This window comes from Ideonella lacteola (genome assembly GCF_038066555.1).
In the GTDB taxonomy this organism is placed as follows: Bacteria; Pseudomonadota; Gammaproteobacteria; order Burkholderiales; family Burkholderiaceae_C; genus Ideonella; species Ideonella lacteola.
This window is the reverse complement of sequence record NZ_JBBUTG010000002.1, coordinates 320,145-340,421: the sequence shown is the minus strand read 5'-3', so window position 1 is coordinate 340,421 and position 20,277 is coordinate 320,145. Positions and strand designations below refer to the sequence as shown.

At 66.9% G+C, this 20,277-nt stretch carries 20 protein-coding genes; 11 read left to right on the top strand and 9 right to left on the bottom strand.

Going from position 1 to position 20,277, the window contains the following annotated elements:
- From bamD to AACH06_RS05025, 11 genes are read left to right on the top strand one after another with little or no spacing between them, the layout of a single operon-like run.
- Entirely contained in the window at positions 1-2,226 is a 2,226-nt protein-coding gene (bamD, locus tag AACH06_RS05075; protein ID WP_341424537.1) for an outer membrane protein assembly factor BamD, read from the top strand.
- Entirely contained in the window at positions 2,216-2,908 is a 693-nt protein-coding gene (gene ccmA, locus AACH06_RS05070; protein ID WP_341424536.1) for a heme ABC exporter ATP-binding protein CcmA, read from the top strand. Before bamD ends, ccmA begins: the two co-directional genes overlap by 11 nt.
- Positions 2,905-3,558 (top strand): heme exporter protein CcmB, encoded by a 654-nt coding sequence (ccmB, locus tag AACH06_RS05065; protein ID WP_341424535.1) that lies wholly within the window; start codon positions 2,905-2,907, stop codon positions 3,556-3,558. Before ccmA ends, ccmB begins: the two co-directional genes overlap by 4 nt.
- Before the next feature lie 4 nt (positions 3,559-3,562).
- Positions 3,563-4,321: a heme ABC transporter permease CcmC gene (gene ccmC / locus AACH06_RS05060; RefSeq protein ID WP_341424534.1), complete on the top strand. Its 759-nt coding sequence runs from the start codon at positions 3,563-3,565 to the stop codon at positions 4,319-4,321.
- A gap of 6 nt (positions 4,322-4,327) precedes the next feature.
- Entirely contained in the window at positions 4,328-4,495 is a 168-nt protein-coding gene (gene ccmD, locus AACH06_RS05055; RefSeq protein WP_341424533.1) for a heme exporter protein CcmD, read from the top strand.
- A complete protein-coding gene (gene ccmE, locus AACH06_RS05050) occupies positions 4,492-4,986 on the top strand; it encodes a cytochrome c maturation protein CcmE (protein WP_341424532.1) in 495 nt (164 codons plus the stop codon). The genes ccmD and ccmE overlap by 4 nt, the downstream gene beginning before the upstream one ends.
- Complete coding sequence (locus tag AACH06_RS05045) at positions 4,983-6,929, top strand: heme lyase CcmF/NrfE family subunit (protein WP_341424531.1); 1,947 nt, start codon at positions 4,983-4,985, stop codon at positions 6,927-6,929. Before ccmE ends, AACH06_RS05045 begins: the two co-directional genes overlap by 4 nt.
- Positions 6,926-7,456 carry a DsbE family thiol:disulfide interchange protein gene (locus AACH06_RS05040; RefSeq protein WP_341424530.1) on the top strand — a complete coding sequence of 177 codons (531 nt, stop codon included), beginning with the start codon at positions 6,926-6,928 and terminating at the stop codon, positions 7,454-7,456. The genes AACH06_RS05045 and AACH06_RS05040 overlap by 4 nt, the downstream gene beginning before the upstream one ends.
- Complete coding sequence (locus AACH06_RS05035) at positions 7,453-7,887, top strand: cytochrome c-type biogenesis protein (RefSeq protein ID WP_423221986.1); 435 nt, start codon at positions 7,453-7,455, stop codon at positions 7,885-7,887. Before AACH06_RS05040 ends, AACH06_RS05035 begins: the two co-directional genes overlap by 4 nt.
- The gene (locus AACH06_RS05030) at positions 7,880-8,941 is read left to right on the top strand and encodes a tetratricopeptide repeat protein (RefSeq protein ID WP_341424529.1); all 1,062 of its coding nucleotides are present in this window, start codon (positions 7,880-7,882) and stop codon (positions 8,939-8,941) included. Before AACH06_RS05035 ends, AACH06_RS05030 begins: the two co-directional genes overlap by 8 nt.
- Positions 8,938-10,242 (top strand): NAD(P)-binding domain-containing protein, encoded by a 1,305-nt coding sequence (locus tag AACH06_RS05025; protein ID WP_341424528.1) that lies wholly within the window; start codon positions 8,938-8,940, stop codon positions 10,240-10,242. The genes AACH06_RS05030 and AACH06_RS05025 overlap by 4 nt, the downstream gene beginning before the upstream one ends.
- Before the next feature lie 57 nt (positions 10,243-10,299).
- Here AACH06_RS05025 and aspS read toward each other — a convergent pair whose 3' ends face one another.
- From aspS to AACH06_RS04980, 9 genes are all read right to left on the bottom strand, one after another.
- Entirely contained in the window at positions 10,300-12,090 is a 1,791-nt protein-coding gene (gene aspS / locus AACH06_RS05020) for an aspartate--tRNA ligase (protein WP_341424527.1), read from the bottom strand.
- 134 nt (positions 12,091-12,224) lie between these two features.
- Positions 12,225-12,899, bottom strand: coding sequence for a DUF502 domain-containing protein (locus AACH06_RS05015; RefSeq protein ID WP_341424526.1), 675 nt, complete (start codon positions 12,897-12,899; stop codon positions 12,225-12,227).
- A 27-nt stretch (positions 12,900-12,926) separates the two neighbouring features.
- Positions 12,927-13,262 (bottom strand): FmdB family zinc ribbon protein, encoded by a 336-nt coding sequence (locus tag AACH06_RS05010; protein ID WP_341424525.1) that lies wholly within the window; start codon positions 13,260-13,262, stop codon positions 12,927-12,929.
- Positions 13,263-13,358: 96 nt separating this feature from the next.
- Positions 13,359-14,813 carry a high affinity choline transporter 1 gene (locus AACH06_RS05005; protein ID WP_341424524.1) on the bottom strand — a complete coding sequence of 485 codons (1,455 nt, stop codon included), beginning with the start codon at positions 14,811-14,813 and terminating at the stop codon, positions 13,359-13,361.
- A 111-nt stretch (positions 14,814-14,924) separates the two neighbouring features.
- Positions 14,925-16,490, bottom strand: coding sequence for a ubiquinone biosynthesis regulatory protein kinase UbiB (ubiB, locus tag AACH06_RS05000; protein ID WP_341424523.1), 1,566 nt, complete (start codon positions 16,488-16,490; stop codon positions 14,925-14,927).
- A gap of 60 nt (positions 16,491-16,550) precedes the next feature.
- The gene (locus AACH06_RS04995) at positions 16,551-17,069 is read right to left on the bottom strand and encodes a hypothetical protein (protein ID WP_341424522.1); all 519 of its coding nucleotides are present in this window, start codon (positions 17,067-17,069) and stop codon (positions 16,551-16,553) included.
- A 40-nt stretch (positions 17,070-17,109) separates the two neighbouring features.
- Entirely contained in the window at positions 17,110-18,087 is a 978-nt protein-coding gene (locus AACH06_RS04990) for an alkaline phosphatase family protein (protein WP_341424521.1), read from the bottom strand.
- Between the two features lie 115 nt (positions 18,088-18,202).
- Complete coding sequence (gene galE, locus AACH06_RS04985; protein ID WP_341424520.1) at positions 18,203-19,219, bottom strand: UDP-glucose 4-epimerase GalE; 1,017 nt, start codon at positions 19,217-19,219, stop codon at positions 18,203-18,205.
- Positions 19,220-19,243: 24 nt separating this feature from the next.
- A complete protein-coding gene (locus AACH06_RS04980) occupies positions 19,244-20,230 on the bottom strand; it encodes a VirK/YbjX family protein (RefSeq protein WP_341424519.1) in 987 nt (328 codons plus the stop codon).
- Positions 20,231-20,277: the final 47 nt, after the last annotated feature.

Here is a 20,277-nt window from a genome sequence, read left to right as displayed (position 1 = left end):
ATGACACACATCAGCACGACCGGAGCGTTCAGGCCCGCTCGATGGACAAGCCTCGTGGCGCTGGCGTTCGTCGCCACCGGCGCCCAAGGCCAGGTGATGGAGGACGTGGAGTTGCGCCGCGATGGCGCCGACGCGGTGGTGGTGGTGCGCTTCAACGTGCCGGTGCAGTTCCGCCGCGCCGTGTCGTCGCGCTCGAACGACCTGGTCCAGATCGTCTACGACGTGGTGCCCAGCCGCACCAAGCCCAATTTCATCGATGGCGAGCGGCGCAGCATCGGCGGCGACGGCATCCCCAGGCTGACGATCACCGAAGACGGAGGCAATGGCGAGCTGGATCGACGCCTGGTGATCCGCTTCGCGCCGCCCACCAAGTTCAAGGTCAAGGGCGGCAGCGACCGCCGCAGCATCGAGGTGGTGCTCGACGGTCTCGGCGAAGTCGCCTTCGGTGCAGCCACCCGGCCCGAGGCGGCAGCCAAGCCGCTGGCGTCTGCCTTGGCGTCGCCCGCCGTGGCATCGCCGGCGTCGCTCGATGCGCAGGTCGAACAACGCGCCACCGAACTGATGGCCCAGGCCCGAGACGCCCTCGTCAAGGGCCAAGCCGCGCTGGCCGTGGAAAGCCTGAACGAAGCGCTGAACCTGCCGCCCAACAGCCAGACCCGGCAAGCCCAGGCGTTGATCGCTCAATCTCGCCTGGCGGCCGGTGATGTCGACGGCGCCCGCCGCGAGCTGGAGGTGTTCCTGAAGCTGTACCCCGAAGGCCCGGATGCCGACCAGGCCCGCATGGCGCTGGCGGGCCTGCCCTCATCCGGCTCGGCCCCCGGCGTGGCCGGCGGCACGACGCCCGCCACGGCAGAGCGGCCCCGCGAGACGACCACGCTGATCGGTGCGGTGTCGCAGTACTACTACGGCGGCAATTCGAAGACCCGCACCCAGCTGAAGGACACGCCGCTCGACGGCCAGATCCCGGTGGTCATCTCGGATGAAACGCTGGCGGCGGTGGACCAGAAGCAGTTGCTCTCCAGCGTCGACCTGAACTGGCGGATGAAGGACGACGACCGCGATCTGCGATTCGTCTTCCGCGACAACTTCACTTCCGATTTCATGCCCGATCGGCCCGATGAGAACAAGCTGACCGCGCTCTACGTGGATTGGAAGGAAACCCGCCCCGGCCTCTCGATGCGGCTGGGGCGCCAGTCGGGCTTGGGCGGTGGCGTGCTGGGCCGCTTCGACGGGGGGCTGCTCGGCTGGTCGTTCCTGCCCAAGTGGAAGCTCAACCTGGTGGCTGGGCAACCCACCGACAAGCTGCTGGACACCCAACGCCGCTTCTACGGCACCTCGATCGATGCCGAGGGCCTGCTGCCGGGGCTGGGCGGCAGTCTCTACGCCATCCAGCAGACGATCGATGGCGAAGTCGATCGGCGCGCGATCGGCGCCGACCTGCGCTTCTTCCAGCCCGGGGTGTCAGTGTTCTCGCAGTACGAGTACGACACCACGCTCAAGGGCTCCAACATCGCCTCGGTCCAGGGCACTTGGACCACGGAAGACAACACCGTCGTCAACGTGTTGTACGACCGCCGCGCCACCCCGATGCTGATGCTCGGCAATGCGCTGTTCTTCCCCGCGGACCCCAATGCCACCTCGCAACCCCGGCGCCTGACCGATCTGCTGGCCGCCGGATCAACGCTCGATCTGCTGCGGCAGCAGGTGCTGGCCACCACCGCGTATGCGACGCAGGGGCTGCTGGGCATCACTTCGCCGCTGAACCCGCATTGGCAACTGGGTGCGGACCTGCGCCTGACCAACGTGGGCGCGATCGCGCCGGTGCCGGGCATCCTGCCGCAGGGCATCCCGGCCACGGGTGACATCTGGACGGCCTCGCTGCAGGCGATCGGCACCAACCTGTATTCGGAACGAGACACCCACGTCTTCAACCTGACCGCCGTCAAGGGGCCAGACTACGACGGCTGGTTGGCCTCGTACAACCACCTGTCGGTGCTGGCCGAACGGTGGCAGGTGGAACCCTCGCTGCGCTGGTACCAGCAAAGCGGCCCGAATGGGGTGCGCACCTCGCGGGGCTCTCCGGGGTTGCGCGTCACCTGGCGCGGCGGCCCGAAGTGGGTGCTTGAATCCGACATGAACTTCGAGTTCAGCCACACTCGCAGCGCACAACAGAACGAGAATTCGACTCGCCTGTACTACTCGTTGGGGTACCGACTTGATTTCTGAAGGCAACAGCGGCTTGATCGCCTCGGACGTGGCCTGCCGGCGCGGCGGGCGACGGCTCTTCCGCGGTTTGCACCTTCGCCTGCAAGCCGGCCAGGCGCTCTGGCTTCGTGGGCCCAACGGCAGCGGCAAGACCAGCCTGTTGCGCATCCTGTGCGGCTTGGTGCCGCCGGCGGAGGGCGAGGTCTCGTTCGACGGCACGCCGGTGCGTGCGCTCACGCCCCTGCAGCGCGGCCGGCTGCGCTACATCGGCCACGCCAACGCATTGAAGAGCGAGCTGCGCGTGGGCGAAGCGCTGGGCTTCCTGGCAGGCCTGCATGCCGAAGCGCCGCACCACCCGGGCGCCCTGCGCGAGCGCATGGCGCACGCGCTGGAGCAGGTGGGATTGCCCGGCAAGCTCGACCAATTCGTCGGCACGCTCTCCCAGGGCCAGCGGCGCAAGGCGGCGCTCGCCCGCCTGATGCTCGATGATGAGCCGCGCACCTGGCTGCTCGACGAGCCGCTCGAAGCGCTGGATGCCCACGGCAGCGCGCGTTTCGAAGCCTGGGTTGCCGTGCACCTGGACCGCGGCGGCTCGCTGCTGATGACCAGCCATGTGGCGTTCAACAGCCCGCGGATCCTGCCCTTCGATCTGAACCCCGTGCCCGGCCCGACGCCAGCGCCCCATGAGGCACCCGGTCCATGAACTTGCTTGCGCGCGATCTGCGCGCCGCGGCCCGACACCGGATCGGCTGGCTGCTGCCGCTGGCCTTCTTCGTCGCCTCGGTGAGCCTGTTTCCGCTGGGCATCGGTGCCGAACCTGCCCTGCTTCGAAGGGTGGCGCCGGGCGTGGTGTGGGCGTGCTCGCTGCTGGCGATGCTGCTGGCGGTGCAGGGCATGTTCAGCACCGATCTCGCCGACGGCTCGCTCGAGCAAATGCTGCTGGGCCAGCGCTCCATGACGCGGCTGGTCGCCGAGCGGGTCCTGGGACAGTGGCTCCTGGGCGGTGCGCCGCTGGTGTGCCTGGCGCCGCTGGCCGGTCTGGCCTTCGGGTTGCCGGGCCCCGCCGCCGGCACGCTGATGCTCAGCCTGCTGCTGGGCACGCCGGTCACTGCACTGCTGGGTGCGCTGGGTGCGGCGTTGGCATTGGGGCTGCGCCACGGCAGCGCGCTGGTCTTCCTGCTCGTGTTACCGCTGGCCATGCCCACCCTCGTGTTCGGCAGTGGTGCGGTGCTGGCCGCGCTCAATGGCGAGCCTGCCGAGGCGGGCTTGTCGCTGCAGGCCGCCTTGTTGATCCTCACTGCGCTGGGCGCGCCGCCGCTCACGGCGGCCGCCTTGCGCATCGCCATGGAATAGCGCGATGACTCTCGCCGCCTCCTCCGCCCCGACGGCACCGCGCCGCTGGACGATGTTCGCCTCGCCCGCCCGCTTCGAGCGCCTGGCGCCAGTGGTGGCGCGCTGGTGCTGGGTGATCGCCCTGGTCACCGGCCTGGCCGGGCTCTACGTCGGGTTCGTGGTCGCCCCCACCGATGCCACCCAGGGCGAGGCCTATCGCATCCTCTTCATCCACGTGCCCGCGGCCTGGCTGTCGATGGTGTGCTACCTGGCGGTGGCCTTCTGGGCCGTGGTGGGCTGGGTGTTCAAGATCCGGATGGCGTCGCGCCTGGCGCGTGCATTGGCGCCGTCCGGGGCGCTCTACACGGCGATGGCGCTGTGGACAGGCGCCTTGTGGGGGCAACCCACCTGGGGCACCTGGTGGGTGTGGGATGCGCGGCTCACGTCGGAGTTGATCCTGCTGCTGCTCTACCTGGGCTATATCGCGCTGGTGGAGTCGATCGACGACGATCGGCGCTCGGCCCAGGCCGGTGCCCTGGTGGCGCTGGTGGGCGCGGTGAACGTCCCGATCATCTATTTTTCGGTGAAGTGGTGGAACACCTTGCATCAAGGCGCCTCCATCAGCATGACGGCAGCGCCGACGATGGCGCGGCAGATGCTGCTGGCACTGGCGTTGTGCACGGTGGCCTTCTGGGCCCACGCCATCGCCGCCTCGCTGACGCGCGCCCGCGCCCTCAGCTTTGAGCAAGAACAAGACGCTGGCTGGGCCAGCGACGCACATTGAGCCACGATGGAACAGTTCAGTCGCCTTCTCACGCTGGATGGGCACGGCATCTTCGTCTGGGGAGCCTGGCTGCCCTGCTTGGCCTTGCTGGGCATCGAAGCCTGGCTGGTGCGATCGCGGGTGGCCCGCGCGCGCCGGGCAGCCGCCGAACGCAAGGCCGAGGAGGCTGAATGACACCGCGTCAGAAACGGCTCGCGATCGCAGGCGGCGTGCTGGCGGGCCTGGCCGCCGCCACGGCGCTGGTGCTGAACGCCTTCAACAGCAACCTGGTGTTCTTCTTCACGCCGAGCCAGGTGGCCTCGGGCGAGGCGCCACAGCAGCGCCCCTTCCGCCTGGGTGGCCTGGTGCGGGAGGGCAGCGTGCAGCGCAACGGCGTGCAGGTGCGGTTCGTGGTGACGGACACGCAGCGCGATGTGCCGGTCGACTTCAACGGCCTGCTGCCCGACCTGTTCAAGGAAGGCAAGGGCGTGGTGGCCCAGGGCACGCTGCGCCCTGATGGCGTCTTCGCCGCCCGGGAGGTGCTGGCCAAGCATGATGAAAACTACATGCCGCCCGAAGCCGCCGAGGCGCTGAAGCGCGCCCAGGCGGGCTCGGCCTCCGCAGGCCCGGTGCCGGCCACGCACGGCCCCATGCCCGCCCCCACACTCGTGGAGAACAACCGATGATCCCCGAGCTTGGACAAATCGCCCTCATCCTCGCGCTGGCGGTGGCGCTGGCGCAGAGCGCGCTGGGGCTGGCCGGCGCGCACCGTGAACGGGCCGACTGGATGGGCCTGATGCGGCCCCTGACCCGCATCCAGCTGCTGCTGGTGCTGGCCGCCTTTGCCGCGCTGGCAGCCAGCTTCGTGCGGCACGACTTCTCGGTGCTGTACGTGGCTTCGAACTCGAACACCGCGCTGCCGCTGGCCTACCGGCTGGCCGGCGTCTGGGGCGGGCATGAGGGCTCGCTGCTGCTGTGGGTGACGATGCTGGTGGTCTGGATGCAGGCGGTGGCCTGGTTCAGCCGCGGCCTGCCGATGGTGTTCGTGAGCCGGGTGCTGGCCGTGATGTCGATGGTCGGGGCCGGCTTTCTGCTGTTCATGCTGCTGACGTCGAACCCGTTCGAGCGCCTGCTTCCCCCGGTGATGGATGGCCGCGACCTGAACCCGCTGCTGCAGGATCCCGGCATGGTGTTCCATCCGCCCATGCTCTACATGGGTTATGTGGGCTTCTCGGTCGCTTTCGCCTTTGCGATCGCCGCGCTGCTGGGCGGCCAGCTGGATGCGGCCTGGGCCCGCTGGTCACGGCCATGGACGATTGCCGCGTGGATCTTCCTGACGATCGGCATCGCGCTGGGCAGCGCCTGGGCGTACTACGAGTTGGGCTGGGGCGGTTGGTGGTTCTGGGACCCGGTGGAGAACGCCTCGTTCATGCCCTGGCTGGTGGGTACCGCGCTGATGCATTCGCTGGCGGTGAGCGAAAAGCGCGGCAGCTTCAAGGCCTGGACAGTGCTGCTGGCCATCTGCGCGTTCTCGCTGTCGCTGCTGGGCACCTTCCTGGTCCGCTCGGGCGTGCTGTCATCGGTGCATGCCTTTGCCACCGACCCGCGCCGCGGCCTGTTCATCCTGGCCTTCCTGGTGGTGGTCGTCGGCGCTTCGCTGACGCTCTACGCCTGGCGCGCATCGGCCGTGGGCCTGGGCCAACGCTTCGCACTGGTCTCCAAGGAAACCGCGCTGCTTCTGAACAACGTGCTGCTGATGACGGCCACCGGCGCCGTGCTGCTCGGCACGATGTACCCCTTGTTCCTGGACGCGCTCGGCCTGGGAAAGATCTCAGTCGGCCCGCCCTACTTCGACACGGTGTTCCGATGGTTGATGGCACCACTGGTGGTGCTGGTCGGCGTCGGCCCGCTGGCGCGCTGGAAGGGTGACGAAGTGCCTTCGCTGGCGCGACGGCTGCGCTGGGCGGCGGTTGTGACGGTGCTGGTGCCGGTGGCCGTGGCGGCCACGGCCGGGCGCGCCTCGCCCTGGTCGGTGGCCGGCTACGCCTTGGGCACCTGGGTGGCCGCCGGTGTGGCGATCGACGCCGCCGGGTGGCGCCGCCAGTGGCGCCAGATCACCCGCGCGCAAGCCGGGATGTGGATCGCCCATCTGGGCGTGGCCGCATTCATCGTCGGCGTGACCACCGTGCGGACCTACGACAGCGAAAGCGACGTGCGCATGCAGCCAGGCGAGACCACCGAGGTGGGCGGCTACGTGTTCCGCTTCCTCGGCGTGAACGACGTGACCGGGCCCAACTACCGCGCCGCACAGGCGCGGGTCGAGGTCACCCGGCAAGGCTCGGCGGTGACCACCTTGACGCCCGAGAAGCGGGTGTACCGCGTGCAGCGCAATCCGATGACCGAGGCCTCGATCGACAGCAACCTGGGGCGCGACCTGTATGTCTCGCTCGGCGACGAGCAGGCCGACGGCTCGTGGACGCTGCGTGTGCAGCACAAGCCCTTGGTGATCTGGATCTGGCTGGGCGCCCTCATCATGGCGGCCGGCGGTGGCCTCGCAGCCAGCGACCGGCGCTACCGCCGCCGTGCCGCCGTCGCGCCATCGGCCAACGTTCAAGGGGCCGTCGCATGAAGGCCCGCACACTGATCCCGCTGGGCCTGTTCATCGCGCTGGCCATATTCCTGGGCCTGGGCCTGAAACTCGATCCACGCGAGGTGCCCTCGCCCTTGATCGACAAGCCGGCACCGACCTTTGCGGCCCCCACGCTGGCCGATCCGGCGCGCCGCATCACCCAGCAAGAGCTGCTGGGCAAGGTGTGGATCTTGAACGTGTGGGCATCGTGGTGCGGCGCCTGCCGCGACGAGCATCCGGTGCTGGTGGCCTTCGCACGGCAGCGGCCGGATGTCACCCTGATCGGGCTGAACTACAAGGACGAGCGCGAGGCCGGCAAGGCCTGGCTGCAGAGCCTTGGCAACCCCTACGCCGATTCTCTGTTCGATCCGCAGGGCCGCATCGGGCTCGACTACGGCGTCTACGGTGTACCGGAAACCTTCGTGATCGATCGCCAGGGCGTCGTGCGCTACAAGCACATCGGGCCGATCACGCCGCAGGCACTGCGCGAGAAAATCGAGCCGCTTCTGGCGAGGCTGTCGTCATGAAACGCCTGCTTTGGATGGCATGGGCCGTGGCGGCCCTGATCGCGGGCACCGCTCATGGCCAGGCGGCCCGCCCTGCCGCCGCCGACCCGGCGCTCGAGGCCCAGATGATGGAGATCGCCGCCGAGCTGCGGTGCCTGGTCTGCCAGAACCAGACGATTGCCGACTCCCACGCTGAGCTGGCCTCGGATCTGCGCCAGCAAATCCGCGAACAGCTCCAGGCCGGCCGCAGCCCGGACGACGTGCGCCGCTTCATGACCGACCGCTACGGCGACTTTGTCCTGTATCGGCCACCGGTGAACGAGCGCACGGCGCTGCTGTGGTTTGGCCCGGCCGTCCTGATGCTGGGCGGCCTGATCGCCCTGATCGTGGTGCTGCGCCGCCGAAGCCGAATGCCCGACGACGCTTTTGAACCCGAACCCACCGATGACTGAATCGATAGAAGAACTGCGGGCGCGGCTGCGCGAACTCGAAGCCCAGCAACGTGCCGGCACCCGCCCATCGCGACGGATGGTCATGGGGCTGGTGGCCTTCGTGGCCGCGTTCGGCGTCGCAGGCACCTGGTGGCTGGGCAGCCGCGAAGGCTGGAACACGGCACCAGGCGCCCTTCCACCCGCCCCTCCGGTGGCCGCCGCCCCCGCAAACGATGGCGCGTCTTCGCCCCATTCGATGACCAGCAGCGACATCCAGGGCATGGTGCAGACGCTCGCCGCGCGCATGGAAAAGGAGCCCGACAACGTGGAAGGCTGGCTGATGCTCGGCCGCTCTTACGCGGTGCTGGGCCGGTTCGAGCCGGCTGTGGCGGCTTACCGTCACGTGCTGGAACGGCAGCCCCAGCATGCGCAGGCCTTGGCTGACCTGGCCGATGCCCTGGCCGTGCTGCGTGGCAACTTCGATGGCGAGCCGGCGCAGCTGATCGAGCAGGCGTTGGCGGTCGACCCCAAGCAGCTGAAGGCCTTGCTGCTGGCTGGCACGATCGCCTTCGAAAAAAAGGACTACGCCGCAGCCGTGCGCCACTGGGAGCAGGCCTCGCAAGCGGGCCCGGCTGACAACGGGCTGGTGCAGCAGGCTCGGGCCAACTTGGCCGAAGCGCGGCAGTTGGCCGGCATGCCCGCACCCGCCAACGACACGCCGGCAGCCGGTGGCGAGGCGATACGGGGCCGCGTTGAACTCGCGCCCGCGCTCGCCAACCAGGCGGGGCCCGACGACACGGTGTTCGTGTTTGCGCGACCGTCAGAGGGCGCACGCATGCCGCTGGCGATCCTGAAGAAGCGGGTGCGCGACCTGCCCTTCGAGTTCACGCTCGACGACAGCCTCGCCATGAGCCCACAGGCGCGGCTGAGCCAGTCTGCGCAGGTGGTGGTCGGGGCGAGGGTGTCCAAATCTGGCCAGGCGATGCCGCAGCCCGGCGATCTGCAAGGCCTGTCTGCCCCAGTGGCGCCGGGCGCGCAGGGCGTGGCGCTGGTCATTGCCGACGTCGTGAAGTGAGCTGGGCAACGGCGTGGCCCTACCTGCTGCTGCTGCTGGCAGCGGTCGGTGGGCATCCTTGGCGCCGGGCCCGGCGCGAGCGCCACCATGCCGAAGAATGGGCCGAGGCCCAGGCAGCCGGCTTGAATGAGCCAGCGTCACTGCACCCGGTGGTCGACCCGGCGCGCTGCATCGGCTCAAGTACCTGCGTTCGCGCGTGCCCCGAACAGGCGCTGGGCATGGTGGGCGGCAAAGCGACGCTGATCAACGCCTCCGCCTGCATCGGCCACGGCGCCTGCCAGGCCGCTTGCCCGTTCGATGCGATCTCGCTCGTCTTCGGTACTGAGAAGCGCGGCGTCGACATTCCATTGCTGACACCGCAGTTCGAGACCAACGTGCCGGGCATCTTCATCGCGGGCGAGCTGGGCGGCATGGGGCTCATCAGAAAGGCCGCAGAGCAGGGGCGCCAGGCGATGGAGGCCATCGCCGCCCGGGGCCGCGCCCGCGACGCCGACCAGCTCGACGTGGTGATTGTGGGCGCGGGGCCCGCGGGCCTGTCTGCCGGGCTGGCCGCCATCGAGAAAAAGCTGCGCTACCGCATCATCGAGCAGGAAGACTCTCTCGGCGGATCGGTCTTCCACTACCCGCGCCAGAAAGTGGCGATGACGGCACCGGTGAAGCTGGCGCTGGTCGGCCAGGTGCGGTTCAACGAGGTGAGCAAGGAAAAGCTGCTGGAGTTCTGGCACGGCGTGGTGCTGAAGTTCCGCCTCGCCATACAGTTTGGCGAACGGATGCAGTCCATCACGCCGGCTGGCGACAGCCTGGTCGTCTCGACCTCGCGCGGCACGCTGCACACCCGATCGGTGCTGCTGGCGATCGGGCGGCGGGGAACACCCCGCACGCTGGGCGTGCCGGGCGAAGACCTGCCGAAAGTCGCCTATCGGCTGGTCGATGCGGCGCAGTACGCTGGCCAGGCGGTGCTGGTGGTGGGCGGCGGCGACAGCGCGCTCGAAGCGGCGATCGCCATGGCCGACGTGCCCGCCACGCAGGTGACGCTCTCATACCGGGGCGATGCCTTTTCACGCGTCAAGCCGAAGAACCGCGAGCGACTGCAGCGCCTGCAAGCCGAGGGCCGGCTCAGTGTGCGTCTGCGCAGCGAGGTTGAAGCCATCTCCCCAGCCGACGTGACGCTGCGCCTTCCCGACGGCGAGCGACTGACGCTGCGCAACGACGCCGTGATCGTCTGCGCCGGCGGCCAACTGCCCACGCCCTTGCTGAAAGACATCGGCATCCGCTTCGAGACCAAGCACGGTACGGCGTGACCAAGAAAAAGGGCCCCGAAGGGCCCTGGGTGCATCGGCGGGAGATCGCAGCCGCGTTCAGCCGGCCACCGCCGCATTGCGCAGGCGGATGTGCAACTCGCGCAGTTGCTTTTCGTCGACCAGGCTGGGTGCACCGGTCAGCAGGCACTGGGCGCGCTGGGTCTTGGGGAAGGCGATCACGTCGCGGATCGACTCGGCCTTGGTCATCAGCGTCACCAGGCGATCCAGGCCGAAGGCCAGGCCACCGTGCGGCGGGGCGCCGTACTGCAGCGCATCCAGCAGGAAGCCGAATTTGACCTTGGCGTCTTCGGGCGTGATCTTCAGGGCGCTGAACACCTTGCTCTGCACCTCGGCGCGGTGGATACGGATCGAGCCACCGCCCAGTTCCCAGCCGTTGAGCACCATGTCATAGGCCTTGGCGATGCAGGCACCGGGGTCGGTGTCCATCAGGTCTTCGTGGCCATCCTTCGGGCTGGTGAAGGGGTGGTGAACGGCGTTCCAGCGGTCTTCTTCCTCGTCGTATTCGAACATCGGGAAGTCCACCACCCACAGCGGTGCCCACTTGTCTTCGAACAGCCCGTGGTTGCGGCCAAACTCGCTGTGGCCGATCTTCACGCGCAGCGCGCCGATGGCATCGTTGACCACCTTGGCCTTGTCGGCGCCGAAGAAGATCAGGTCACCATTGCAAGCGCCGGTGCGCGCAATGATTTCAGCGATGGAGGCGTCGTGAAGGTTCTTCACGATCGGCGACTGCAGGCCTTCACGGCCCTTCTGCACGTCGTTGACCTTGATCCAGGCGAGGCCCTTGGCCCCATAGATCTTGACGAACTCGGTGTAGCCGTCGATCTCGCCGCGGCTCATGTCGCCACCGCCGGGCACCTTCAGCGCGACGACGCGGCCACCTGGGGCGGTGGCCGGGGTGGAGAAGACCTTGAAGTCGACGTCCTTCATCACGTCGGTCAGCTCGGTGAACTTGAGCTTCACGCGCAGGTCGGGCTTGTCGGAGCCGTACTGGTGCATCGCATCGGCATAGGTCATCACCGGGTAGCCCGGCAAGTCGACCCCGATGGCGTTGCGGAACACCGTGCGGATCATGCCTTCGAACATGCCGCGAATTTCTTCCTCGTTCAGGAACGAGGTTTCGATATCGATCTGGGTGAACTCAGGCTGCCGATCGGCGCGCAGGTCTTCGTCGCGGAAGCACTTGGTGATCTGGTAGTAGCGGTCGAACCCCGCCACCATCAGCAGCTGCTTGAACAACTGGGGCGACTGCGGCAGCGCGAAGAAGTGGCCATCGTGCACGCGGCTGGGCACGAGGTAGTCGCGCGCGCCCTCGGGGGTGGACTTGGTCAGCATCGGGGTTTCGATGTCGACGAAGCCGTTGTGATCGAGGAACTTGCGCACCTCCATCGCCACGCGGTAGCGCAGCATCAGGTTCTTCTGCATCTGCGGGCGACGCAGGTCCAGCACGCGATGCGTCAGGCGCGTGGTTTCCGACAGGTTCTCGTCGTCGAGTTGGAACGGGGGCGTGACCGAGGCGTTCAGCACTTCCAGTTCGTGGCACAAAACTTCGACCTTGCCGCTGGCGAGGTTGGCGTTTTCCTTGTCGGCAGGCCGCGCGCGGACCTTGCCGATCACCTTGAGGCAGAACTCGTTGCGAACGCTCTCGGCGATCTTGAACATCTCGGGACGGTCAGGATCGCAAACGATCTGCACGTGGCCTTCGCGGTCGCGCAGTTCGATGAAGATCACGCCGCCATGGTCACGGCGACGATGGGCCCAGCCCATCAGGGTCACGGTCTGGCCGGCCAGCGCTTCGCTGACCAAGCCGCAGTACGTTGTTCTCATGTGTGCACTCCAGTGCTTCTTGATGTGGGGTGGCGCTGGCGGGCCCAATGCCGCCGCGCGCGTGAATCGGATTGGTAGGCTGTCGGGGCGGGGTGGTCAACCCTCAGGACTGAGTGCCGGACGCTCTCGGCGACTCAGCCCCCCCGATTGGGGTCGGCCCCCTCCGGCAAAGCCACTCGGCTTGCCGGGGGCACGGCGGTGGGCGGAGGCGCCACCACGCCCATCGAGATGATGTATTTCAACGCTTCGTCGACGCTCATGTCCAGCGGCTGCACGGCCGCGCGCGGCATCATGAGGAAGAAGCCTGACGTTGGGTTGGGGGTGGTGGGCACGTACAGGCTGACGTGCTCGGATGGCAGCTTGTCGGCCACCTCACCACTGGGCTTGCCGGTGACGAACGCGATGGTCCACGAGCCGGCATGCGGATACTGCACCAGCACGGCTTCGCGAAAGGCGTTGCCATTGCTGGAGAACAAGGTGTCGGAAACCTGCTTGACCGAACTGTAGATCGAGCGAACGATCGGGATGCGGTTCATCAACGCATCCCATTGCTTCAGCCACCACTGGCCGAACAGGTTGGTCACGAAGATGCCGGTGAACAGCATCAACGCGACCATGACGACGACGCCCAGGCCGGGCCATTCGCCCAAGGCCTTGAGGCTCTCGGCACTGCCTGGCACCACCGCTTGCGCCAGACGCAGGAAGCCTTTGAACATGCCATCCAGCAAGCCCTGCACCCACAGCAGCACCCAGATGGTGATGGCCAGGGGCAGCCAGGTCAGCAGGCCGGCGATGAGGTATTTTTTCAAGCGGTGTCCCGGGTTTCGCGCGGCGAATCAGTGGCAGGCGCAGGAGCCGCCGCACGGCGTGCCGCCACTGCTGGCCGACTCGGAGCCGCCCGAGCTCGAACCGCTGTCGGCACCAGAGGAGGCGGTGCCATCGGACTTGGCTGCGGCCGCAGCGGTGCCGGAGGTGGACGAACTGCCGCCGTTGTTGCGGAAGTCAGTGGCGTACCAGCCCGAGCCCTTCAGCTGAAAGCCGGCCGCGGTGATTTGCTTGGAAAACTGCTCGGCCCCACAGGCCGGGCACTGCGTCAGCGGCGCATCGGACAGCTTTTGCAGCACATCACGCGAATGGCCGCAGGCGGCGCAGCGATAAGCGTAAATAGGCATGACCAAACCCTTGATTCAAAACAGGAAATTATAAGCGGACGCCCTGCGGCGCCCACCCGCGGTGCACTGCCCAGCTGGGTACTAAGCCCCGATTTTTCAAGCCTTCAAGGTGTGAACAGCCTCGTGGCGGTTCTTCAGGACCTGCGGCGCCAGCGACCCGACGACCATGCCGACCAGGGCAGCGAGCAGCCCGGCCAGTTGACCAGGGAAATGCTCGCCGAAGGTCGAGATCTGCGGGAAATAGATCAGCCAGGTGCCAATGCCGAACGCCAGGGAGGCGATGGCACCCTGGGTCGTCGCGCGCTTCCAGTAGAGGCCAAAGACCAGCGGGACGAACGCCCCGACCAAGGTGATCTGGTAAGCGGCGGAGACCAGTTCGTAGATGGTGGTGCCTCGCATCGCGATGGCATACAGCAGCACCAGGCCCGCGAAGATCACGATCGTGACCCGCATCGCCAGCAACTGCTCACGGTCTTTCATGCCGGGGCGCAGGTTCTTCAGGATGTTCTCGACGAAGCTGGTCGAAGGTGCCAACAGCGTCGCCGACGAGGTGCTCTTGATGGCCGACAGCAGCGCACCGAAGAACAGGATCTGCATGAACAGCGGCATCTGCGTCAGCACGAACGTGGGCAACAGGCGCTGATAGTCGTTCTGCGCCATGTCGAGCGCCTTGTCGCCCATCACCACCACCGCGCTGGCGACGATGAACATCGGCACCGCCGCGAACAGGATGTAGCTGAAGCCGCCGATCATCGCGCCGTTGCGGGCGGTGCGCTCGTCCTTGGCCGACATCACGCGCTGGAACACGTCCTGCTGCGGGATGCTGCCCAGCATCATCGTCAGGCCTGCCCCGATGAACATGGCGACCTCGGTGAAAGTGGGCGGCGGCAGGAAGCGGAACAGGTCAGCGTTGTGCGCCATGGCCAAGACCTTGTCGCTGCCCCCTGCCAGGTCGGCAGAGAAGATGGCGATGACAGTCAGGCCGATGACCAGCACGATCATCTGGATGAAGTCGGTCCAGGCGACGGCGACGAAACCGCCCACCACCACGTACACCAGCACAGCCAACGTACCGATGATCATGCCGGCGGTCTCGTCCACCACGCCGTTGGTGAGCACGGAGAACACCAACCCCAGCGCGGTGATCTGGGCAGCCACCCAACCCAGGTAGCTGAGGATGATGGCGGACGAGCAGAACACCTCGATGCCCTTGCCAAAGCGCTTGCGGTAGAAGTCGCCGATGGTCAGCAGGTTCTGGCGGTAGAGCTTGGTGGCGAAGAACGCACCGACCAGCACCAAGCACATGCCGGCGCCGAACGGATCCTCGATGATCGAGTTCAGGCCGCCCTGCACGAACTTGGCCGGGATGCCCATCACGGTTTCGGCGCCGAACCAGGTCGCGAAGGTGGTGGTGATCACCATGACCAAGGGCAGGCTGCGACCGGCCACCGCGAAATCGCTGGTGGTCTTGATACGCGTGCCGGCCCAGACGCCCAAGGCCAACGTGCCCACGAGGTACAGCACGACGAAGGTGATCAGGATGGAGTTCATGAGTCGACCGTGAAACGAGCGGAACAGCGCGCGGCATTATCGGGCCGCTGGTGGCCGGCCTGACCCGGGGCAGCCCCGGTGTCAGAACGCCCGGTGTCAGAGGGCCCGGTTTCAGAAGCCTCGGTAGCTGAGCACCAAGCGTGCCAGCACGGCCCCCGCCAGGAAGCCCAGCAGCCCCCAGCTCAGGCCGCTGATCAGCCGGTTGGTGCGGCGCTGCTCGCGCAACAGCTCGGCCAGCAAGACGCTCTGGTCGTCTGGCGACGACGCGTGGCGACGGGCCAGCGCGTCGTGCAGCAGCCGCGGCAACTCGGGCAACAGCTTCGCGTAGTGGGGCGCTTCATCCTTCAGGCGGCGCCACAAGGCTCGCGGGCCGATCTGCTCGTCCATCCAGCGCTCGAGAAAGGGCTTGGCGGTGGTCCACAGGTCAAGGTCAGGGTCGAGTTGACGGCCCAGGCCCTCGACGTTCAGCAAGGTCTTCTGCAGCAGCACGAGCTGCGGCTGAATCTCCACGTTGAAGCGCCGCGAGGTCTGGAACAGGCGCATCAACACCTGGCCCAGTGAAATGTCCTTCAGCGGTCGATCGAACTGCGGCTCACAGACGGCACGAATGGCGCCTTCGAGCGCATCCACCCGAGTCGTCGGCGGCACCCAACCAGACTCGACGTGCAGCTCGGCCACTCGCTTGTAGTCGCGTCGGAAGAACGCGATGAAGTTCTGCGCGAGGTATTCCTTGTCCGTCTCGGTGAGCGTGCCGATGATGCCGAAATCCAGCGCGATGTAGCGGCCGAAGGTGGCGGGATCGAGACTGACCTGGATGTTGCCCGGGTGCATGTCGGCGTGGAAAAAACCGTCCCGGAACACCTGGGTGAAGAAGATGGTGACACCGTCGCGAGCCAGTTTCTTGATGTCCACGCCCGCTTCGCGCAGCCGATCGACCTGGCTGATCGGCACCCCCTTCATACGCTCCATCACGCAGACGTTGCGGGTGCACAAGTCCCAGTGCATCTCGGGCACCAGGATGAGCGGCAAATCGGCCATGTTGCGGCGAAGCTGTGCCGCGTTGGCCGCCTCGCGGACCAGATCGAGTTCGTCGTGCAGGTACGTGTCGAACTCATTGACGACTTCGCGCGGGCGCAGGCGGCGGCCGTCGGCCGACATGCGCTCCACCCACCGCGCCAGCATGTGCAGGATCGCCAAGTCGTCGTCGATCACCGCCAGCATGCCCGGGCGCAGCACCTTCACGGCGACTTCACGGCCATCCAGCAGCGTGGCGAAATGCACCTGGGCCACCGAAGCACTGGCCACCGGCACTTCGTCGAAATGCGCAAAAAGGCTGTCGATAGGTTGGCGCAGCTCGGATTCGATGATGCGCCGCGCCTGGTCTGCCGGGAACGGCGGCACGCGGTCTTGCAGCCTGGCCAGTTCGTCGGCAATGTCCAGCGGCATCAGGTCGCGCCGCGTGGACAGCACTTGCCCGAACTTGATGAAGATCGGCCCCAGATGCTCGAGGGCCATGCGCAGACGCACGCCACGGGGCAGATCAAATCGGCGCCCGAGTGTCAGCACACCGGACAGCGCACGCAACCGCCGTTGCCGGAAGCCCGACAGCGCCAACTCGTCGATGCCGTATCTCAGCAGCGTGATGACGATGCGGACGAGCCGCAGTACGAAACGCATGGCGCAGGCCTCAGAAGCCGCAGCGGGTCGCCGCAGCCACAACCACGGGGAGCCGAGCCATCAAGGCTTTCGCCAGACGCTGGCGGCGCCCTCGGCGAGCGTTCGAGCGGTGCTGGCGAGCTTTCCGCCCACCTGAGCCAGCCCCCCTGCCACCAGAGGACCGAACACGCGCTCGATGTCCGCGGCAATGTCCCATCGGACATTGGCCACCACCCAGTTCATGTCCGAAGCCAGTGCCACGTCACCCTCGACCTGCAACGCCGGCAGCTCGCCCGTGACCACCCGGCGGGCTGCGTCGATCGGGTGGGACGCATCGACACGCAGTCTGAGGTCGGGCTCGGTAACCGTGCCCTGCTCGCCCGCGTCCTCGAACAAGCCGGCCGGCGAAATGCGCAAGGTTAGTGGCGGGGGCGGCGGCAAGGGCACACGCCAGTTCTCGACCTCCACGCGCAGCACACGGCCCGCATGGGCCCGAAGCCGTTCGGTGGCAGCCGGCGCCGCGGAGAGCACATGGTTGGCCAGCAGGATGAAGCGGTCGGTCGCCGCGGGAAGCAGCAGATCCGTGACGGGGTTTGCCATGGGCCGGATTGTAGGAGGCGGCCCATGACACGGCGCATCGTCAGGGGAACTGGCCCGCCTGGAACAGATCGGCGAAATCAGTCGCCCCGCTGACGGTCGCCAACAAAGGCAGCTGCAGGATCTCTTCCACCGACTTCAGCAAGGAGCTGTGGTCGAGCTTCACCGAACTGGCGTACCCCTTCTTGACGCCCGGCCCCACGGCGATGAACGGCATCAGATTGGTGTTGCTGCCCTCGTCCCAGACGAGAAAGATCGCGCCTTGGTGAGCATTGACATAGTCGATGATCGGCGGCAGGTTCTTCTTCAGCCAGTTGTCGCCGGCGCGGATCTCGTTGCTGTTCGGGCAACCGATGTCGCCGTGCATGTCGTTGCACTGGTTGGGCGTGATGAAGTTGAAGGTGGCCACGCGTGCATTGGCCAGATCGTCAGCGAGCGCCTTGTAGTTCTTGTGGTGATCGGCGCAGTACGTGTTGGTCTTCGACGGCGGGTTGCCCGACACATCGCGGAAGAACACGAAGGGGTTGTGCTTGGCCGCGTAGTAGCCGTCTGAGGCGATCGGGCACCGGCCGGTGCGCTTGTTCAACCCTTCCTGGTAGGACATCCAGCTGATGCCCGTACCCGCATTTTTGATCTGTGTGACGAGGTGCGCGGTGCTGCCGGTGCTGTTGCTGGCGGTCGCATCCCCATCGCCAGTGAAGGTGTGGTCGGAGAACTTGTTGGTACCCGCCTCCATCCACACGTAGTGGGGCTCGCTCGGCAACGAAGGCAACACGTCGCCGAAGTTCGTCGAATAGGCGTACTTCTGCATCAACACGTTGTTGATGTAGGGCGCATCCGCGGTGTTGCCGTAGATCTGCTTCGAGTCGTGGTTCTCGAAGGCAATCACGAAGATGACCTTGATGGCCGATGCCGCAGGCCCCACGGGCTGGATGGCGGGGTCGTCGGCGGGCTGGGCTGACGCGGACGTGACGAGCGCGACGGTCAAGGCCAGGGCGGCGGCTTGCAGTCTGTGAGCCATGCGCAACTCTCCATGCAAAGGGATGAGGCTGCCGAAGCAGCGCCCGCCGGCGGCAGGTGGCCGCGATTCTGGGCTGCGGCGTTGCGCGCCCACCAGCCTCAAAACGTCAGAACTGTCAGCAGCCGAATCCGTGGGGATTGGCCTGTTGCCAACGCCAGCTGTCGGCACACATGGTGTCGAGGTCGCGGCGGGTCTGCCACCCCAGCACTTCGCGCGCTCGCGTGGCGTCGGCCCAGAACGCTGGTAGATCGCCCACGCGTCGGTCCACGATACGGTAGGGCACCGGCCGCCCACTGGCTCGCTCAAACGCGCGCACCAATTCCAGAACGCTGGTACCGCGGCCGGCACCGAGGTTGACGGTGAGCGATTGCTGTTGATCCAGCAAGTAGCGCAGAGCGGCCACATGCCCCTCGGCGAGATCGACGACGTGCAAGTAGTCGCGCACGCCCGTGCCATCGACCGTCTCGTAGTCGCCGCCGAACACCTGCAGGAACTCGCGCCGGCCCACCGCCACCTGGGTGACGTACGGCATCAGGTTGTTCGGCACGCCGCGCGGGTCCTCGCCCAGGCGGCCGCTTTCGTGGGCACCCACCGGGTTGAAGTACCGCAGCCAGGCGATCTTCCACGAGGGGTCGGAGGCCTCCAGGTCGCGCAGTATCTGCTCGCCAAACAGTTTGGTGCGCCCGTAAACATTCATCGCCGACAACGGATGTGCTTCGTCGTACGGCAGATATTGAGGCGGCCCGTACACGGTGGCGCTGGAGCTGAACACCATCGCCTTGACGCCATGACGGCGCATCGCATCGCAAGTGGCGACCAAGCCGCCCAGGTTGTTGGCGTAGTAGGCCAGGGGCTGCTCGGCCGACTCTCCAACCGCCTTGAAGGCCGCGAAGTGGACGACCGCATCGATGCGGTGGCGCTCGAACACGCTGTCCAACGCCGCAGCATCTGTGACCGACGCCCGCTCGAATTGGGGCGTCTGGCCACCGAGTGCCTGGATGCGGTGCAACACCTCGGATGAGCTGTTGGAAAAATCATCGAGGCCCACCACCGAGAAGCCAGCCGCTTGCAGCGCCAGCCAGGTGTGAGAGCCGATGTAGCCGGTAGCGCCGGTCAGGAGGACAGTGGTCATGGGTCGGGCGAGCCCGGCCAAAGATCAGAGTGCCGGCTCGTGCTGCAATTGTGCAGGAGGCTGGTTGGCACGGGCGGCGCCATGCAGCGATTCGCGCACCGCCCCCAGCATCTCGTAGCGACGCCGGTACATCGCGCGCTTCTTCGTCGCCACGGTTTCCAGAGGTCGCGGCTGGTATGCCGTCTCAATGGCGAAAAAACCGTCCACCGTCTCGACGCCACCCCGGTCGCGCCAGATTTCGTCGTAATCGGCCGTCGGCACGTTCTTGTCAAGGCGGGCGAGCATCCGCGCATGGCGGTAGTGGCGGTAGTAGTCGCTGATCGCGTACACCCTCTCGATGTCCATCGCCTCGGCGAGGAACAGCGTGGCGAGCAACACCAGATCTCGGGGACGACAACCATGCAGGCGCTTTGTCAGCTCGGCATAGCGTTCGGTGATTCCTTTGGTGGACCGCCCCTGGATGGCACCGATGTAAAGCGTGGGCCGACCCTTGCGGCGGCCGATCGAAAACGCCACCGAGTACAGGCGCATCGTGCCCTCGAACAGGCTGAGGGTCAGTTCACCCTCTTGCGACATCCATTCCGGCTGGTCGAGCTGCAGCGTCAGGCCCTCTTCGGCGGGCCCGACATGGGCCAGCAACTGGCGCGTGCCCAGGGGAATCTGCAACCAGGCATGACGCTCGACGTGGCGATAGTGCGCCACCACCGTCTCGACACGATGGCGAATCGACCAGGCCCGGTGAAGATAAGGCCAGGCGAGGATGTGCGCCATGTCGCGCCGCGCCTGCATCATCTTGCCCAGCTCGGACTGCGGCGGCACATGACGCAGCGCCCGCCACTCGCGGCGGCACATCCAGGCATTGGCGCAGAAGCGGGCCCGCCGCACCCACGACATCGGGTGAGAACTCGGATAGACCTGCCGGGCATTGCGCCAAATGGCCTTCCAGACGGCCACAGCGGGCTCGGCAAAGTTCGGCATCGCACCCAACTCGCTCGGCGCAAAGGCCGACATCAAACCCAGGGCTCGCCAACCGCCAAAGCCGGCCTGAGATCGGCTAT

Bases quoted from the DNA above. Each gene is read 5' to 3' on its own strand.
- galE (WP_341424520.1), bottom strand. From the start codon at position 19,219: ATGACCACTGTCCTCCTGACCGGCGCTACCGGCTACATCGGCTCTCAC.
- AACH06_RS05010 (WP_341424525.1), bottom strand. From the start codon at position 13,262: ATGCCTATTTACGCTTATCGCTGCGCCGCCTGCGGCCATTCGCGTGAT.
- AACH06_RS05045 (WP_341424531.1), top strand. From the start codon at position 4,983: ATGATCCCCGAGCTTGGACAAATCGCCCTCATCCTCGCGCTGGCGGTG.
- ccmD (WP_341424533.1), top strand. From the start codon at position 4,328: ATGGAACAGTTCAGTCGCCTTCTCACGCTGGATGGGCACGGCATCTTC.
- AACH06_RS05030 (WP_341424529.1), top strand. From the start codon at position 7,880: ATGACTGAATCGATAGAAGAACTGCGGGCGCGGCTGCGCGAACTCGAA.
- AACH06_RS04980 (WP_341424519.1), bottom strand. From the start codon at position 20,230: ATGTCGGCCTTTGCGCCGAGCGAGTTGGGTGCGATGCCGAACTTTGCC.
- ccmE (WP_341424532.1), top strand. From the start codon at position 4,492: ATGACACCGCGTCAGAAACGGCTCGCGATCGCAGGCGGCGTGCTGGCG.
- AACH06_RS05005 (WP_341424524.1), bottom strand. From the start codon at position 14,813: ATGAACTCCATCCTGATCACCTTCGTCGTGCTGTACCTCGTGGGCACG.
- aspS (WP_341424527.1), bottom strand. From the start codon at position 12,090: ATGAGAACAACGTACTGCGGCTTGGTCAGCGAAGCGCTGGCCGGCCAG.
- AACH06_RS05040 (WP_341424530.1), top strand. From the start codon at position 6,926: ATGAAGGCCCGCACACTGATCCCGCTGGGCCTGTTCATCGCGCTGGCC.
- ccmB (WP_341424535.1), top strand. From the start codon at position 2,905: ATGAACTTGCTTGCGCGCGATCTGCGCGCCGCGGCCCGACACCGGATC.
- AACH06_RS05035 (WP_423221986.1), top strand. From the start codon at position 7,453: ATGAAACGCCTGCTTTGGATGGCATGGGCCGTGGCGGCCCTGATCGCG.
- bamD (WP_341424537.1), top strand. From the start codon at position 1: ATGACACACATCAGCACGACCGGAGCGTTCAGGCCCGCTCGATGGACA.
- ubiB (WP_341424523.1), bottom strand. From the start codon at position 16,490: ATGCGTTTCGTACTGCGGCTCGTCCGCATCGTCATCACGCTGCTGAGA.
- ccmC (WP_341424534.1), top strand. From the start codon at position 3,563: ATGACTCTCGCCGCCTCCTCCGCCCCGACGGCACCGCGCCGCTGGACG.
- AACH06_RS04990 (WP_341424521.1), bottom strand. From the start codon at position 18,087: ATGGCTCACAGACTGCAAGCCGCCGCCCTGGCCTTGACCGTCGCGCTC.
- AACH06_RS04995 (WP_341424522.1), bottom strand. From the start codon at position 17,069: ATGGCAAACCCCGTCACGGATCTGCTGCTTCCCGCGGCGACCGACCGC.